Consider the following 14,696-nt stretch of genomic DNA (forward strand, 5'->3'; position numbering starts at 1 on the left):
GCCTTGGCAGGCCATCGCGCAGCGATTTTGTTCAATGAGAATTTGTCCGCTCCTTTATATAAAATAATTCCATTTTTCAGAACTACTAACTATTTTTCTTATCTAAATGACATTGATTATCTAATAAACTACATTATTTTCTGTCTAAAATATCCATAAATTCGTCACCTGTAATTGTTTCCTTCTCATACAGGTACATAGCCAGTTCGTCCAGTTTTTCCCTGTTTTCAGCAAGGATTTTTCTTGCTTTTTCATGCTCTGCTTTTACGAGCTGCACGACTTTTTCATCAATTTCCTTCTGTGTATCTGCAGAACAGGAAAGAGACGTATCGCCGCCAAGATACTGGTTGGTCACGTTTTCCATTGCCACCATGTCGAATTCATCTGTCATGCCGTAGCGGGTGATCATCGCTCTTGCAATTTTTGTTGCCTGTTCGATATCATTGGAGGCTCCAGTCGTGATCTCACCAAATACGATCTCCTCTGCCGCACGTCCGCCTGTAAATGTAGCAATCTTATTCTCAAGTTCTTTTTTCGTCATCAGATATTTATCACCCTGCTCAACCTGCATAGTGTAGCCGAGTGCACCTGAGGTACGCGGGATGATCGTAATCTTCTGGACCGGAGCTGAATGACTCTGTAATGCAGCTACCAGAGCGTGTCCTATCTCATGATATGCAACAACCTTCTTCTCCTGATCTGAAAGAACCGCATTCTTCTTCTGATATCCTGCAATAACCACTTCTATACTTTCTTCGAGATCAGATTCATTTACAACGGTCCTTCCACTACGGACAGCACGTAATGCTGCTTCATTTATAATATTGGCAAGCTCCGCACCGGATGCCCCAGATGCCATACGTGCAATCGTATGCAGGTCAACATCATCAGATGCTTTTATCTTCTTTGCATGAACCTTTAAAATTGCTTCACGGCCTGCAAGATCCGGCAGTTCAACCGGCACACGTCTGTCAAAACGTCCCGGACGTGTAAGTGCCGGATCTAACGACTCCGGACGGTTCGTTGCAGCAAGAATGATGACACCATTATTTCCTTCAAATCCGTCCATCTCTGTAAGAAGCTGGTTTAAGGTCTGCTCCCTCTCATCATTTCCGCCCATTTGTCCGTCACGCTTTTTACCAATGGCATCAATTTCATCAATAAACACGATACATGGTGCCTTTTCCTTTGCCTGTCCGAAAAGATCTCGAACTTTGGAAGCTCCCATACCGACAAACATCTCAACAAATTCTGATCCGGACATTGAGAAAAATGGTACATTTGATTCACCCGCCACTGCTTTTGCAAGCATTGTTTTGCCGGTTCCCGGAGGTCCTACAAGAAGGACACCTTTTGGCATAGACGCACCTACATCGGTATACTTCTTCGGATTGTGAAGATAATCAACAATCTCTGAAAGGTTTTCTTTCGCCTCATCTTCTCCTGCAACGTCTGAAAAACGGATTCCCTCACTGGATTGCACATAAATCTTCGCATTGCTTTTTCCCATTCCAAAAGCCATCGAATTTTTTCCTCCGGCATGCTCCATCAGTTTCTTCGCCATATAATTTCCCAGTGCGATAAAAAGGATCAATGGCAAAACCCCGGTCAGCAGGAAGCTGATGATCGGTGACATCTGCTTATCGATATCTTTTGCGAATACTGCTCCACATTCATATAGCCTGTCCGTCAGGTTTGGATCGTTCATCAGACCTGTTTTATAAATATTTTTTTGATCTTTATCTGTAAAGATGATCTGATTGTCCTCAACTTCTACTTCACCAATATTCTTCTTCTCGATCATGCTCATAAAAGTGCCATAATCCGTTTCCTTCACCTGATGCTCCATAAGGATTGGTGTGACAACCAGATTAAATACGATCAGCACTATTAACACAATCCCATAATAATATGCCAGTGGTTTTTTCGGTGTTTTAACTTCTTTCATGGTCTTTCCTCCTGTTGTTCTGCGATATGCTTTCTCCGTGCATTTTCGTATTATTTATTCTGCCATCTGACTTCGCCCTTGGACAGAAGCGGATAACAGATCAGCTGATCTGAATCCAGATTTTCCGCATGCATGTCAACCGCTGTGATCTGATGATTATCATAAGTCGTATAATAATAAATACCTTTTGCTGTATTACAACAGGACGTGTATATCGTGATCTCATATTTGCCTTCTGTCACCTCACAGCATCCACGCTGCTGATCTACGGATCCTAAGATATGGAAGAACTGGCTTACACTCTCATCCTCTTCTTCACCGGAGATCGAATTTAATTTTGTAAAGGCAACTTTCACAAATCTTGACTGGCTGGAAAGATCTCCAGGTATTCCCATTCCCCCCATTCCTCTGCTATATGCATCAAGCTGTAATACTCCTGCAAAAGTACTCTCCGGCTGTTTTCTGGATACTCCGGCATAATTATTCAGTGCAAACATCTGACCCGGGAATGGTGGATTATTGGTAAGCACTCCTACCGGATTATCATATACATGCAGCCCATCCTTCATAGACTCAACAACGATACAGGAGTCTTTGTCTGCAATGATCCAGTGAAGCTGTGCTGTCGGCAGCTGTTCACTGAATGCTGTGCCTGTCAGTCTCATTGCTGCCAGCTTCTCTCTCGCCTCGGCTACAGTAGCACACTGTGTAAGGATCCATGGGATGAACTCGAACTGTGCCACCTGGCTGACTTCTGTTTCATCTTCCGGCAAAGCCTCTTCATATGCCGCATTGCCGACAAAATTAAGACCTGCCATTCCAAGGCCTTTTTCATTAACAGCATCATAATAAAGCGGATAACCTCCTGCAACAAATGCCATTCCGATCAAAGCATAATGGCTTTTTATCTTCCCGGCAAACCGGAAATCAAATTCGTAATTTCTTGGCGTTATCGTGATCTGTTCCCCATAGGAAAATTCATAATCAAGCGTTCTGCCCATATAAAAATCTTTTGTTTTGTAAGTTGCTGCTGTACACATATCGAACACCTCTTCTTTCTGCTATAATAGTCCTGCAGACAATCTCATAAACAACTGTCCGAGCCGTAAATATGCACTCCGTCCTGTGCGGTACTTTTCGGTCACTTCCCTGCATTCATTCATGGTTGCTCCCAGATCATCTCTTATATCCAAAACTGTCTGACTATCCGCCATAAAACAACCATTTTCAAAGTGGTGATAAAGCAATGCCATTCAGTTAAGCATCATTTTAGTGGTTTTCTGTCATAGAAAGCCACTGTTTTTATGCCTAAAAACTTTAAAAATATTACAAAAAACAGTTGACAAGTAAACCAATATATGTTGCGCAAGCCTTGATTATAAACATATTTCAAGGAGGCTCATTATGGCTGATTTTTTCTTATCTAATTTAAAATCCACACTCGACAACTGCATCACAGAACTCGATGAAATTCACTCCATGTTCTGCCGTAATCCGGAAAGTGATTTTACCAGGAACCGCAAACTTTCTTTCCGCGAGTATATTCAGTTTATGCTCCAGATGCAGAGTAAATCCGTTTCAAATGCAGTAAACATATGCAGGGCATATCTCAAACACGATGGTAACGAAACAGAGTCCATGCTTCTCATACAAAAGTATCTGACACCTGTCAAGTACAATCGAAAATATCCTATCCACCTCCGTCCAAAGAGAAATAGGGATTTCATGTATCGGGTTGCATAAATCTCGTTACCATTATACTGCATTATAAGGCAGATAAGCAATCTGTCTTTTTGTCATAAAAAACCTTATCTAAATGACATTGAATGATTTATTTTCTATCTAAAATTTTATTAAACCGACTAAAGACTCCATAGTTTGTGTGTTTGACTTACTGTTTATATCTATCTTCTCCTAAATATTTTCTAGTCATTGCAATATAAAATTGCTTATACAGTCTCTCCCTTAAGAGTCCTGGTATTCTGGATAATATACAGAGCGACCGATATGACCATCATTATAGCGCACAAACCAATCAACAGATCTGATACCATCGGTGTAATTTGGAACCATATAATATGCACCGCTGCAGTTCCATATAATAAAAAGGTTACTATCTTTCCATGCCAGTCTGCACCATGTACTTTTCCTGTCTTTCGTATCACAAGACATCCACTGACTACCATATACAGCTCCTTACCTGCCATTATTACGATTAAAAGAAGCATATGCGGAAAACGAGTAAACAGACAGATTAACATCGCTGCCTGTGTCAGCTTATCAGCCACCGGATCAAGTATTTTTCCTAAATTACTAATCCTATGGAATCTTCTTGCGATATATCCATCAGCAAGATCCGTAAGACCAGACAGCAATAAGATTTCACCAGCTAACAGAGGATTTTTCTTTACACAATAACTCCATATAATTACCGGAATCAGACAAAGCCGAAAAAAAGAAAGAAGATTAGGAACCGTAATAATTCTATTCAAATTTTCTTCCTGATTCACTTCACTCTGCATGTACGGTCACATCACTTTCCTTTTTTTTAGACATAAACCAATAAAATATAACACAAAATGCTAAAGCAAACACAACACCAAAAACATTTTGAATCACTCTAAGACTAACCGCTCCTTGTAGTCCATAAGTCTCTGCAGCAATGGCTAAAGCACCAAATGTGTTAAATACTGCCTGCCAGCCATATTGTGCTGAAAATCCTACACCGATTCCACCAAGAATTCCTATATATGCATAGATTGACGAAGGAAGCAGAAAATATAATACTGTAAAACATATAACACCTGCAATATTTCCGACAATCCTTTTACGGACTCTGTAGTGCATATCTTCCATAAACGGCAAAATCGTGGACATGGCCGCAATACCAGCCCACATTGCACGTGGCATATTACAAAGTTCTGCAATGCAAAGGACGATCGGTACGCATAAAATCTGACATATCTGCCATTTTGTTCTGGAAGAAGTGATATCAAATTCTTGTATCAGATCTTTCAGATTTCTTTTATAAGTTCTGTTTTTATGATTTCGATAAAATACGAAGCAGGTAAGTGCTGCACCTAAAGCCATTCCGACTAATCGCATCTGATAGCTTTTTCCCGTAACATCATAACCATATAGCAGCAGATACCCAAGAACCAATGTAGATTGATTAAACATGAATGGATTATGGCATCCGAACAGAATCAACACAGCCAGTGCCGCAATATTTAACAGCATTCCCAATACCGGTGAAAACTGATTTGCTAAATGCGGACATACAGTCATAATTACAAAGAACAAAGCCAAAAGCATCGTAGATTGTCCGGTGTGGATCCCCAGATCCGCATTTCGAAATACCATAAGGCATAATAAAACTACTACACCCACAATACTATTCTCATTTCCAAAGAAGATACTGAAAATAGTAACAAATAAAAAACAAAATGCCATTGTAACAGCTATCTTTACCAAATATACCAGTATATGATATGATTTTTCTTTCACTGTTTCACTCTTTTTCAACAGATTTTTAGAACCTGCCTGATTTAACTGCAATTCCTGATAAAATGTCATGTAATTCCTCCTCTATCTGTTTTTCTTAAACTTATATGGCCTCATCTTTCTGTATTGGAAGCTCTACAACAAATCTGCATCCACCATATTCCCGGTTTTCTGCCTTGATTGTCCCGCCAGCACTATCTACGATCCGTTTCACAAGTGCAAGGCCGAGACCATTTCCTTCTGCTTTGTGAGAACCGTCTGCCTGATAAAATTTATCAAATATTCTGGTTTTCACATCATCCTCTATTCCCGGTCCTTCATCTTCCAGAATAAACATTACAGAATCCTTTTCCTGCTTCAGAAACATCATAATTGTCCCCTTTGCAGGACTGAACTTAATCGCATTATCTAAAAGATTCATCCATATATGCATAAAAAGTCCTTCATTCCCAGTATATTTAACTTCCTCCAGCTCTACCTGGAAACCAATTTCTTTTTCTGTCCATTTTGTCTCCAGGGAAAGAAATGCCTGACGGATCTGTTCATCCAAACGATATTCTGTTTTTTTCATTGGTATGTTCTGATTCTCTAACTTGGATAACAGCAAAATATTTCCAACCAATCCGGAAAGCCTTTGGGTATTAAACAGGATTTTTTCTACATATTCCTCTTGCTCCTGAGACAGTTCTTCTCCCTGAAGAAGCATTGTATACCCTTCAATGGCATTAATCGGGGTCTTAAACTCATGAGAAACATTAGATACAAAATCCATCTGCAGCACCTCTGTTGCACGAAGCTCTTTTGTCATAACGTTAAAACTTTGATAAGATTCTCCAACTTCTGCTATACGGCTGTTCGTTTCCAAATGCTGTTCAAAATCTCCCCGAGAAACTTCCTTCATTGCTTTACTAAGTCTGGTAATTGGTTCCAGTAACTTTGCATTAATAAAGGAAGTGATCAGCCCTGCAATCAATGTATTGAAAATCAAAAGCCAGCCAAGCACAGGTATGCTGCCCGGCAGATTAAAAAAATGATTCAAAAAAGCAAATAATAAAGCAGATATGACTGTTGAAAATACAAGTGCCAGCCAGATTGCACCAGTCAGACAGGATCGGATCCGCAATCCTTTTTCTTTCTTTTGTTCCATTATTTTTTCACCACCTTGTATCCAATTCCACGCATTGTCACGATTTCAAAATCAGGGTTATCTTTAAAACGCTCTCTGATTCTTCCTATATGTACCTCTATCGTATGTGAGTCTGCCTCCGTCTCGTATCCCCATACTTCATCCATCAACTGTTGTTTTGTAAATGTTCTGCCTGGCGAAGCTGCAAGCTTATATAAAAGCAGGAATTCTTTTTTAGGCAAAACAAGACTTTCCTTATCAGTTGTCACCGTCATTGCATCATAATCAAACTCTGTTGAACCGATCACAATTTTGTGTTCATTCAGTATCTGTGCACGGCGAAGCAGTGCTCCGACTCTTAAAACCATTTCATTCACATTTACCGGTTTTACCATATAATCGTCACTTCCCGAAAGAAATCCCTGGCGCATATCATCAAAGGAACCTTTCGCAGTGATCATAAGCACTGGTATCTGATATCCTGCTGAACGAAGTTCTGACACCAGTTCATAGCCATCCATAACCGGCATCATAATATCAGAAATGATCAGATCAATATATTCCTTATCCAATACTTCTAATGCCTGTGCTCCATCCGATGCACTTTTGACTTGATATCCATTCTTCTCAAGCACTTTTTGGAATAGCTGGCTTAATTCTTTATCATCTTCTACAATCAATATTTGAAACACGTTTTCCTTCCTCCTTATTAAAACAGATACCTTGCCCATCCAAGCAGATGCTGTACCAAAAATATTTTTCTCTGACGTTTCTTTGTTAATTCGATTGGCTCTACATGATATGGATCATTATAAGTTCCGCCTTCTAATATCTGGCGGGACACTTTTTCATATTCCATCATCCCCTCTTCCAACTGTTTATTAATATCTTTACTGCGTATTACAAGCATCAGTTCCGTATCCAGATATGCACTTCTCATGTCCATATTAAAGGAACCGATTACAGACAGATCATCGTCAATCAGAATACTTTTTCCGTGGTATGAATAACCGCCTTCATATTCCCAGATATTAATTCCTGTACTTAAGATTCTATTTCTGTTTTTCGCATAATCGGCAGCCCCAAATGGATTCCCATTATTCGCAACTGAATTTGTCATGATAGAAAAATCTGAAACGTTCTCTGCAATCTCCTCCCATGTATTATACATCATATCATTACAGATAATATATGGCGTGTGGATCTTCACACGATTTTTTGCATTTTTCATCAATTCTCCCAACTGATACCACACTACTGGTTCTTTGGAACCTGTGTGAATAGGATTTGACACTAATGCAATCTTTTCTGTCTCAAAAGTTTCGTCCGTGTAATCGGTATCGCAGATTCTTTCCTTATTCTCTTCAAAATATTTCTGATAGCCGTTCTGCAGCTCTAAAACTGCGTTCTTTACAGATTTTCTATTTGCCAGTTTTTTATTGTCATGAAAATAACCACTGTCTTCTTGTTCCCATATCGTTTCAAAATACTCTGACAACTGGTTAACTGAATTTTCTTTCTCAGGTTCATCGCAAACTACTAACACGTCTCTGTCATAGTTCTTATGTCCCGGAAAATCACCCAGGAAATAATTGTATGTATTTCTTCCCCCAAGAATATATCTCTTTCCATCTGCAATCAAATATTTATCATGCATTCTACCCATCATCTTCCATGGTTTCAACGGATTAGCCTTATTATATAGTTTAATTTCAACATTCTCATGGGAAGATAATCCATAGAAATACGGATTTCCTTCCATATCAATCCAGCTCTCCATTCCATCTACTAACAGACGAATATGTACACCTCTGTCTGCCGCATCATGCAGTGCTCCTAAAATCAATTTTCCACTTTCATCGGATTGAAATGCAAAAGTAGAAAGAATAATTTCCTTTTTTGCATTCTTGATCAAACGCACTCTTTGTAAAAGCGCTTCTGGATTCTTTTCTATGATTACTGCCCGTTCTGTATTTTCACTGCATTCGTTCCATGACCCATTTTTTGTTTCTTTTTTGGTTGTATTGGACACTTCCGGCTGCTTTTTATATGCAACGCAGATTCCGAGCAATTCATAAAAAGCCATACATAAAAAAATTGCCAGTATAACAAGAAGGATTTTACATATTTTATACTTTTTCATTGTACATCACCTGATTCCTTTTTATTTCATACTGATACAATACAAAGTCAATCTCAATTTAACCTCAACAAAATTTATTTTTCATAAAAAAATATGACAGGCTTCTTTTTAAAGAAACAGTCATATTTTTATTCTAATATATGAAGGAGCTTTTCTTACTCCGTTGTATTAATCACTATTTTATTTCTTCCATAAGCTGTCGGATTTTTCTCAATGTACACCGTGTAACTGCCAGGTCATCTTCTTGTATATTCGATATGATTTTTTCATAAGCTTCTATCATTTTTTGTTTCTGACAATTACTTAATTCAATTGCCTTGTTCGTCAAAACAAGGTACGTTCTTTCTTTTTTTTCATCTAATTTCCAGATAATATATCCTTTATTTTCAAGACTTTTTACCATCTTAGATGTTTCTGGAATCGATAATTTCATGTATTCTGCCACTTCTGAAAGATATACTCCTTCATGACAGTCTGATTTTTCAACACATTCCTTTATACTATAAAGGAACAAATAATCTGTTCTTTCAACAAATTCAAATATACTTTCAACATTGATGCTCTTTAAAAAAAACTCCTCTGCACTGGTTCCTGCTCCCATATTATCGTTCCTCTCTTTCTATATATTCTTTTTTGCTGACTAGACTCTTATATGCCGGGCGAATGATCTTATCTGTAGTTATCAATTCTTCCAGGCGATGTGCACTCCAACCAGCAATTCTTGCTATCGCAAATAATGGCGTGTACAATTCTCTTGGAATATTCAACATGTCATACACAAAACCACTATAGAAATCTATATTAGGACTTACTCCTTTGAATATCTGACGCTGCTTTGCAATCAACTTAGGTGCAATCTTCTCAATATTGTTATAAAGGGTCATATCTTTCTCACGTCCTTTATCCCTTGCGAGTTGTTCTACAAAACCTTTGAACACCCTTTCTCTCGGATCGGAAATAGAATATACAGCATGTCCCATTCCATAAATAAGTCCTTTCTGATCAAACGCCTCTTTCTTCAAAATCTTACTCAGATATGATGCAATTTCCTCTTCGTCTTCATAATCTTTCACATGACTTTTAATATCATCCATCATATTCATTACCATCAGATTTGCACCGCCATGTTTTTTTCCTTTTAAGGATGACATTGCTGCTGAAATAACAGAATAAGTATCTGAACCTGAAGATGTTACTACCCGTGTAGTGAATGTAGAATTGTTACCACCACCATGTTCCATATGTAACAATAATGCTATATCCAGTACTCTTGCTTCCAGTTCTGTGAATTTTGTATCTGGTCTTAATAGGCGCAGGAAATTTTCAGCAATAGATAAATCTTTTTCAGGTCTATGAATATACATACTTTCGTTTTTTTCATAATGACAATAAGCATGGTATGCATATACTGCTAACATAGGAAATGCTGCGATCAACTGCATACTCTGCCTTAGCACGTTCGGAATTTCAAGACTTTCTTTCTCCTTATCGTAAGAGCCCAATGTAAGAATACTTCGAGTCATAGAACCCATAATATCTGATGTAGGTGCTTTCATAATGACATCTCTGGTAAAGTTAGTCGGTAGTTCCATACAATCAGATAGTCTTCCCTGAAATTCCATTAACTGTGTATCAGTTGGCAATTCTCCGAATAAAAGAAGATATGCTCCTTCTTCAAAGACAAACCTTTTTCCTTTACTTCCTGTTACTAAATCTTTTATATTATAACCACGATAAGATAACTCGCCATCACATGGACTCTTTACTCCATCACGATATTCAAAAGCTTTTATATCAGAAATATTTGTAAGCCCCGTCAACACACCTTGGCCTTTTTCATCTCGTAAGCCTCTTTTTACACCATACTCTGAATACAGATTCTTACTAATGCTATCATTTTGTTCACAAAAAATTGCTTGCTGTTTCATATAATTTTCCAAATTGCTCATTTGAATCGCTCCTTTCATTCTGTTACGAACTTACATACTATACTCAGATATTCTTGTTTCCAGAGCATTCAGCATTGTCTGTTCTTTTTCTTATTCTTATTCATTAGCAATACAATACAATGGAAAACTCAATTTAACCTCAACAAGGTTTGTTTTTTCATCCATGCAAAATCTTCTTTGTACAACAGACTGTTAGATATAGCAAAAACGGCCTTTCAAAAACAGTTAACTTCTAAATCAACTGTTTTTTGAAAGGTCGTTTCATCAGATTCTTATAGCAATCCAGCAAATAATCTCATAAATAATTGTCCCAGTCGCAAATATGCACTTCGTCCGGTTTGATATTGGTCTGTCACATCACGACATTCTCCCATCGTTCTTATCAGATCATTTTTTATTTCCACAACTGCCTGACAATCTGCCATAAAACAGCCGTTTTCAAAATGGTGATATAAACTTCGATAATCCAGATTAATTGTTCCACAAGTTGCCATACAGTCATCTGCCACACTCATTTTTGCATGACAGAAACCAGGAGTCCACTCATAAACACGAACACCATGTTTAACTAATCCATGATAAAAAGAACGCGTTATATTATAAATGAATTTTTTATCAGGGATACCAGGTGTGATAATTCTTACGTCTACCCCTCGCTTAGCAGCCAGACATAACGCATGCGTCATTTCATCTGTTATGATTAGATATGGAGTCATAAACCAACAGTATTTTTCAGCTTTATTTATCATACTGATATAAACTTCTTCTCCTACTTGCTCATTATCCATAGGGCTGTCTGCATAAGGTTGAACAAACCCAGTTTGCTGTGCCGCATAATCATAGTGGAAAAGGTATTTACTAAAATCAGAATCATTAGCATCCTTATCACTTACTGCATTCCACATTTCCAAAAATGTCACCGTAAGCGACTGAACAGCATCTCCTTCTAAACGAATACCTGTATCTTTCCACTGTCCATACGGGTGTGTGTAATTAAAATATTCGTTTGCTAGATTATATCCACCTGTAAATCCGACTTTTCCATCAATAACTGTTATTTTTCTATGATCACGATTGTTCAAAAACAGATTTAAACCTGGCATAAACGGATTGAATACACGGCAATGAATTCCTATTGCCTCCATCTTTTTCACAAAATCTGTGTTAATAAAGCCTATAGAACCCATATCATCGTAGAATACTCTAACTTCCACACCTGCTTTTACTCGCTCTTCCAGAACATCTTGAATCTTATGCCATGCTTCAGCGTCTTCTATCGCATGATATTCCATAAAGATAAACTTCTGTGCTTTCTCCAAATCCTTAAGCTGTGCCTCTAATCCTTTCACTGCTTCATCAAAATACACAATATCCGTATTCTGATAGATTGGATACTGCGAATTTCTTTGTATGTAACTTGCTATATTTCCTGCTTTCGGAATTGTTTCTTTTATTCTGCTCAAACACTCCTGACTGTCCGGAAGCATTGGTAACAATTTGCTATCAATTTTTGCATATCGCTCACGCATTTTATGTGTGCCACCATTCAAACCAATCAACAAATACAGGCCTACACCCATAATTGGGAAAATTAGAATTAAGATGACCCAAGGCATTTTCATAGAGGATGTCTTATTTGATGCGTACAATCCCAAAACCAAGATCCCACTCAAAATCCTTGTAAATAAATTTATGATTTCTGCATATTCATTCAAGCGTGTTACGATAGTAATAATAAAAATCACTTCTAGAAGAATGCAGATTATGGAAAAACACAGCCGTTTTACCCCATTTTTTGTTTTTGCTTTGCCCTCTAAAGTATCTTGTTTCATATATATTCCACCTTCCTATTTGCTCAGTTTTCTCCCTAAATTTCGTGGAACATACCAATTTTGTCTTTTATTCTCTGCATTTCATTATCTGCTTCAATGATAGCTCTTGCAGAATGAAGTAATTCTTCACTTATCTCATCATAGCCAGGCATTTCTTCAATTCCTTTTTTATAGCGAAGTTGATGTTCCAATGTTGCCCAGAAATCCATACCATTGGTTCGAATCTGTAATTCTACACGCATAGGTGTTTTACCCTTAGCAAAAAATACTGGTATTTCAACAATCATATGATAGCTTCGATAACCATTCGATTTTGGATTTTTTATATAATCTTTTATTTCAATAACTTTAATATCATCCTGTTGGGTAATCAAATCTGATATCATATAAATATCGTCAATAAACGCACAAACTATTCGAACGCCTGCTACATCATTGAGATATGTCTGTATATTTTCTGTTGTAAATTCATATCCCATCTTCTGCAGTTTATCGTAAATACTATTGGGCTGCTTAATTCTTGTTTTTATAAAAGAAATAGGATTTCGATTGTTCTCAACTGAAAATTCATCATCCAAAACCTCAAGTTTAGTTTGTATCTCCCGAATAGCACAACGATACATCATCATTAAATTATAAAATTTTGTAGCATTATTTAAAAACTGTAGTGATTCCGGACTAGCCATCCTGAGTTTTTTTACTTCATCTTTTGTCATGAAACTTTCCTTTCTACCTCATCCCTGATTTCAAAACATTATTTATTTTGATAGTTGATTCGTTCTCCTTGAATTACTGGATAACAAATCATTTTATCACTATCCAGATTTTCTACATGCATATCTACTGCACTGATCTGATGGTTTTCATAAGTATTGTAATAATAAATACCTTTTGTAACATTACAACACGACGTATACAATGTGATTTCATATTTTCCATCCGCTACTTCGCAACATCCTCGTTGCTGATCCACAGATCCGAGAATGTGGAAGAATTGGCTAACGCTTTCTTCCTCTGATTCACCTGAAATTGCATTTACCTTTGTAAAAGCTACACGTACAAAGCGAGAGGAAGATGAGAGATCTCCCGGAAGACCTAATCCTCCCATACCTCTACTATATGCATCAAGAGCCAAATTTTCGCAGAAAGTATTTCTGGGCTGTTTAGGAGATAAATACATATAATTATTTAGTTGAAACATCTGCTGTGGAAATGGCGGATTATTCGTAAGCACTCCTACTGGATTGTCATAAATATGCAAACCATCTGACATAGATTCTACCGTAATTGACTCATTCTCATCAGAAATGATCCAGTGTAATTGTGCTAATGGTAATTGCTCGCTGAAAGGAGTATTAACAATATTAATTCGTTCAAGAAGCTCGCGAACTTCAACTAAAGAAGAACACTGACTTAAAATCCACGGAATAAATTCAAACTGTGCAATATTTTCCACATCTGGCTTAATCGCGGCATAAACAGCATTTCCGACAAAATTCAGTCCTGCCATTGCCACTCCTTTTTCATTCATAGCATCATAATACAAAGGATAATCTTCTGCAACATGAGCCATTCCAATAATTGCATAATGATTTTTCATATCGCCAACATGGCGAAAATTAAACGCATAATTACGTGGTGTAATTACTATCTGATCACCATAAGAGAATTCATAATCGAGGGTTCGTCCAAAGTAAAAATCTTTTGTTTTATAAGTTGCTGCTGTACACATGATCGTTTATCCTCCTAAATAGATTGAAATATGTCAATGAGTTTTTTTCTTGAACAATATTATAGCACAATTCTTTTATTTTGTTCCAACTTCATACATGATCATAACATGTAAACTTTAAACTATTTTCCTAGATTATTTCTCCATCAGTTTTTCAAACCAGGTATCCATAGCTAGGATGAATTGACCTACTGGTATATAGCCATTTCTTTGAAAGCCCTCTGAAAGGCCACCTGCACCAGCAAATATATCAATATATGAAAATGCCATTGTAATGGCCCTCCTTCAATAAAACAATTATGCCAAGTTTAATTTATCCTTTTTTCTTGATATCTATCATTTCACAAACATACGTATACTTTAAAAACTTAGTTCAGCAAGAGAATGAACTTACCGAATTATTTTTGTATTTAATGCCTGAGAGCTAAGAATAGCAGGGACAGGCAGTGTATATACACTGCC

The 14,696-nt window shown here is 37.3% G+C and carries 15 protein-coding genes; 1 reads left to right on the top strand and 14 read right to left on the bottom strand.

Annotated elements, in window-relative coordinates:
• Positions 1–133: 133 nt before the first annotated feature.
• From ftsH to ACDD58_RS04810, 3 genes are read right to left on the bottom strand one after another with little or no spacing between them, the layout of a single operon-like run.
• Entirely contained in the window at positions 134–1,948 is a 1,815-nt protein-coding gene (ftsH, locus tag ACDD58_RS04800; RefSeq protein WP_015559639.1) for an ATP-dependent zinc metalloprotease FtsH, read from the bottom strand.
• A gap of 50 nt (positions 1,949–1,998) precedes the next feature.
• Complete coding sequence (gene bsh / locus ACDD58_RS04805) at positions 1,999–2,988, bottom strand: choloylglycine hydrolase (RefSeq protein ID WP_118209599.1); 990 nt, start codon at positions 2,986–2,988, stop codon at positions 1,999–2,001.
• Positions 2,989–3,009: 21 nt separating this feature from the next.
• On the bottom strand, positions 3,010–3,201 hold the full coding sequence (locus ACDD58_RS04810; RefSeq protein ID WP_370776138.1) for a hypothetical protein: 192 nt from the start codon (positions 3,199–3,201) through the stop codon (positions 3,010–3,012).
• A gap of 151 nt (positions 3,202–3,352) precedes the next feature.
• On the opposite strand from ACDD58_RS04810, the gene ACDD58_RS04815 reads away from it, so the two are divergent.
• Complete coding sequence (locus tag ACDD58_RS04815; RefSeq protein ID WP_007887600.1) at positions 3,353–3,691, top strand: hypothetical protein; 339 nt, start codon at positions 3,353–3,355, stop codon at positions 3,689–3,691.
• A gap of 206 nt (positions 3,692–3,897) precedes the next feature.
• Here the strand turns inward: ACDD58_RS04815 and ACDD58_RS04820 are convergent, their stop codons facing one another.
• From ACDD58_RS04820 to ACDD58_RS04870, 11 genes are all read right to left on the bottom strand, one after another.
• The gene (locus ACDD58_RS04820; protein WP_006858451.1) at positions 3,898–4,470 is read right to left on the bottom strand and encodes a CDP-alcohol phosphatidyltransferase family protein; all 573 of its coding nucleotides are present in this window, start codon (positions 4,468–4,470) and stop codon (positions 3,898–3,900) included.
• Entirely contained in the window at positions 4,460–5,524 is a 1,065-nt protein-coding gene (locus tag ACDD58_RS04825) for an FUSC family protein (RefSeq protein WP_370776140.1), read from the bottom strand. Before ACDD58_RS04825 ends, ACDD58_RS04820 begins: the two co-directional genes overlap by 11 nt.
• A 31-nt stretch (positions 5,525–5,555) precedes the next feature.
• On the bottom strand, positions 5,556–6,599 hold the full coding sequence (locus ACDD58_RS04830) for a HAMP domain-containing sensor histidine kinase (protein WP_005608371.1): 1,044 nt from the start codon (positions 6,597–6,599) through the stop codon (positions 5,556–5,558).
• Entirely contained in the window at positions 6,599–7,309 is a 711-nt protein-coding gene (locus ACDD58_RS04835) for a response regulator transcription factor (RefSeq protein ID WP_370776142.1), read from the bottom strand. The genes ACDD58_RS04830 and ACDD58_RS04835 overlap by 1 nt, the downstream gene beginning before the upstream one ends.
• Entirely contained in the window at positions 7,288–8,721 is a 1,434-nt protein-coding gene (locus ACDD58_RS04840; RefSeq protein ID WP_370776144.1) for a phospholipase D family protein, read from the bottom strand. Before ACDD58_RS04840 ends, ACDD58_RS04835 begins: the two co-directional genes overlap by 22 nt.
• 175 nt (positions 8,722–8,896) lie before the next feature.
• Positions 8,897–9,322: a MarR family winged helix-turn-helix transcriptional regulator gene (locus tag ACDD58_RS04845; RefSeq protein WP_117919838.1), complete on the bottom strand. Its 426-nt coding sequence runs from the start codon at positions 9,320–9,322 to the stop codon at positions 8,897–8,899.
• A 1-nt stretch (position 9,323) separates the two neighbouring features.
• Positions 9,324–10,688 (bottom strand): citrate/2-methylcitrate synthase, encoded by a 1,365-nt coding sequence (locus ACDD58_RS04850; protein WP_172679323.1) that lies wholly within the window; start codon positions 10,686–10,688, stop codon positions 9,324–9,326.
• A 254-nt stretch (positions 10,689–10,942) separates the two neighbouring features.
• Positions 10,943–12,502 carry a cardiolipin synthase gene (gene cls, locus ACDD58_RS04855; RefSeq protein WP_270414589.1) on the bottom strand — a complete coding sequence of 520 codons (1,560 nt, stop codon included), beginning with the start codon at positions 12,500–12,502 and terminating at the stop codon, positions 10,943–10,945.
• A 35-nt stretch (positions 12,503–12,537) separates the two neighbouring features.
• Positions 12,538–13,218, bottom strand: a complete 681-nt coding sequence (locus tag ACDD58_RS04860; RefSeq protein WP_117525961.1) for a GTP pyrophosphokinase family protein — start codon at positions 13,216–13,218, stop codon at positions 12,538–12,540.
• A 38-nt stretch (positions 13,219–13,256) separates the two neighbouring features.
• Positions 13,257–14,234 carry a choloylglycine hydrolase gene (gene bsh / locus ACDD58_RS04865; protein WP_005347230.1) on the bottom strand — a complete coding sequence of 326 codons (978 nt, stop codon included), beginning with the start codon at positions 14,232–14,234 and terminating at the stop codon, positions 13,257–13,259.
• A 135-nt stretch (positions 14,235–14,369) separates the two neighbouring features.
• Positions 14,370–14,504, bottom strand: coding sequence for a DNA cytosine methyltransferase (locus tag ACDD58_RS04870; protein WP_117594046.1), 135 nt, complete (start codon positions 14,502–14,504; stop codon positions 14,370–14,372).
• Positions 14,505–14,696 lie beyond the last annotated feature (192 nt).

It is taken from the genome of Roseburia sp., from assembly GCF_041325975.1.
Lineage (GTDB): Bacteria > Bacillota > Clostridia > Lachnospirales > Lachnospiraceae > Roseburia > Roseburia rectibacter.

Coding starts and splice junctions, on each gene's coding strand:
- ACDD58_RS04825 (WP_370776140.1), bottom strand. CDS start 5,524: ATGACATTTTATCAGGAATTGCAGTTAAATCAGGCAGGTTCTAAAAAT.
- ACDD58_RS04835 (WP_370776142.1), bottom strand. CDS start 7,309: ATGGGCAAGGTATCTGTTTTAATAAGGAGGAAGGAAAACGTGTTTCAA.
- ACDD58_RS04810 (WP_370776138.1), bottom strand. CDS start 3,201: ATGGCATTGCTTTATCACCACTTTGAAAATGGTTGTTTTATGGCGGAT.
- ACDD58_RS04850 (WP_172679323.1), bottom strand. CDS start 10,688: ATGAAAGGAGCGATTCAAATGAGCAATTTGGAAAATTATATGAAACAG.
- cls (WP_270414589.1), bottom strand. CDS start 12,502: ATGAAACAAGATACTTTAGAGGGCAAAGCAAAAACAAAAAATGGGGTA.
- ACDD58_RS04870 (WP_117594046.1), bottom strand. CDS start 14,504: ATGGCATTTTCATATATTGATATATTTGCTGGTGCAGGTGGCCTTTCA.
- ACDD58_RS04820 (WP_006858451.1), bottom strand. CDS start 4,470: ATGCAGAGTGAAGTGAATCAGGAAGAAAATTTGAATAGAATTATTACG.
- ACDD58_RS04815 (WP_007887600.1), top strand. CDS start 3,353: ATGGCTGATTTTTTCTTATCTAATTTAAAATCCACACTCGACAACTGC.
- ACDD58_RS04860 (WP_117525961.1), bottom strand. CDS start 13,218: ATGACAAAAGATGAAGTAAAAAAACTCAGGATGGCTAGTCCGGAATCA.
- ftsH (WP_015559639.1), bottom strand. CDS start 1,948: ATGAAAGAAGTTAAAACACCGAAAAAACCACTGGCATATTATTATGGG.
- bsh (WP_118209599.1), bottom strand. CDS start 2,988: ATGTGTACAGCAGCAACTTACAAAACAAAAGATTTTTATATGGGCAGA.
- ACDD58_RS04840 (WP_370776144.1), bottom strand. CDS start 8,721: ATGAAAAAGTATAAAATATGTAAAATCCTTCTTGTTATACTGGCAATT.
- ACDD58_RS04830 (WP_005608371.1), bottom strand. CDS start 6,599: ATGGAACAAAAGAAAGAAAAAGGATTGCGGATCCGATCCTGTCTGACT.
- bsh (WP_005347230.1), bottom strand. CDS start 14,234: ATGTGTACAGCAGCAACTTATAAAACAAAAGATTTTTACTTTGGACGA.
- ACDD58_RS04845 (WP_117919838.1), bottom strand. CDS start 9,322: ATGGGAGCAGGAACCAGTGCAGAGGAGTTTTTTTTAAAGAGCATCAAT.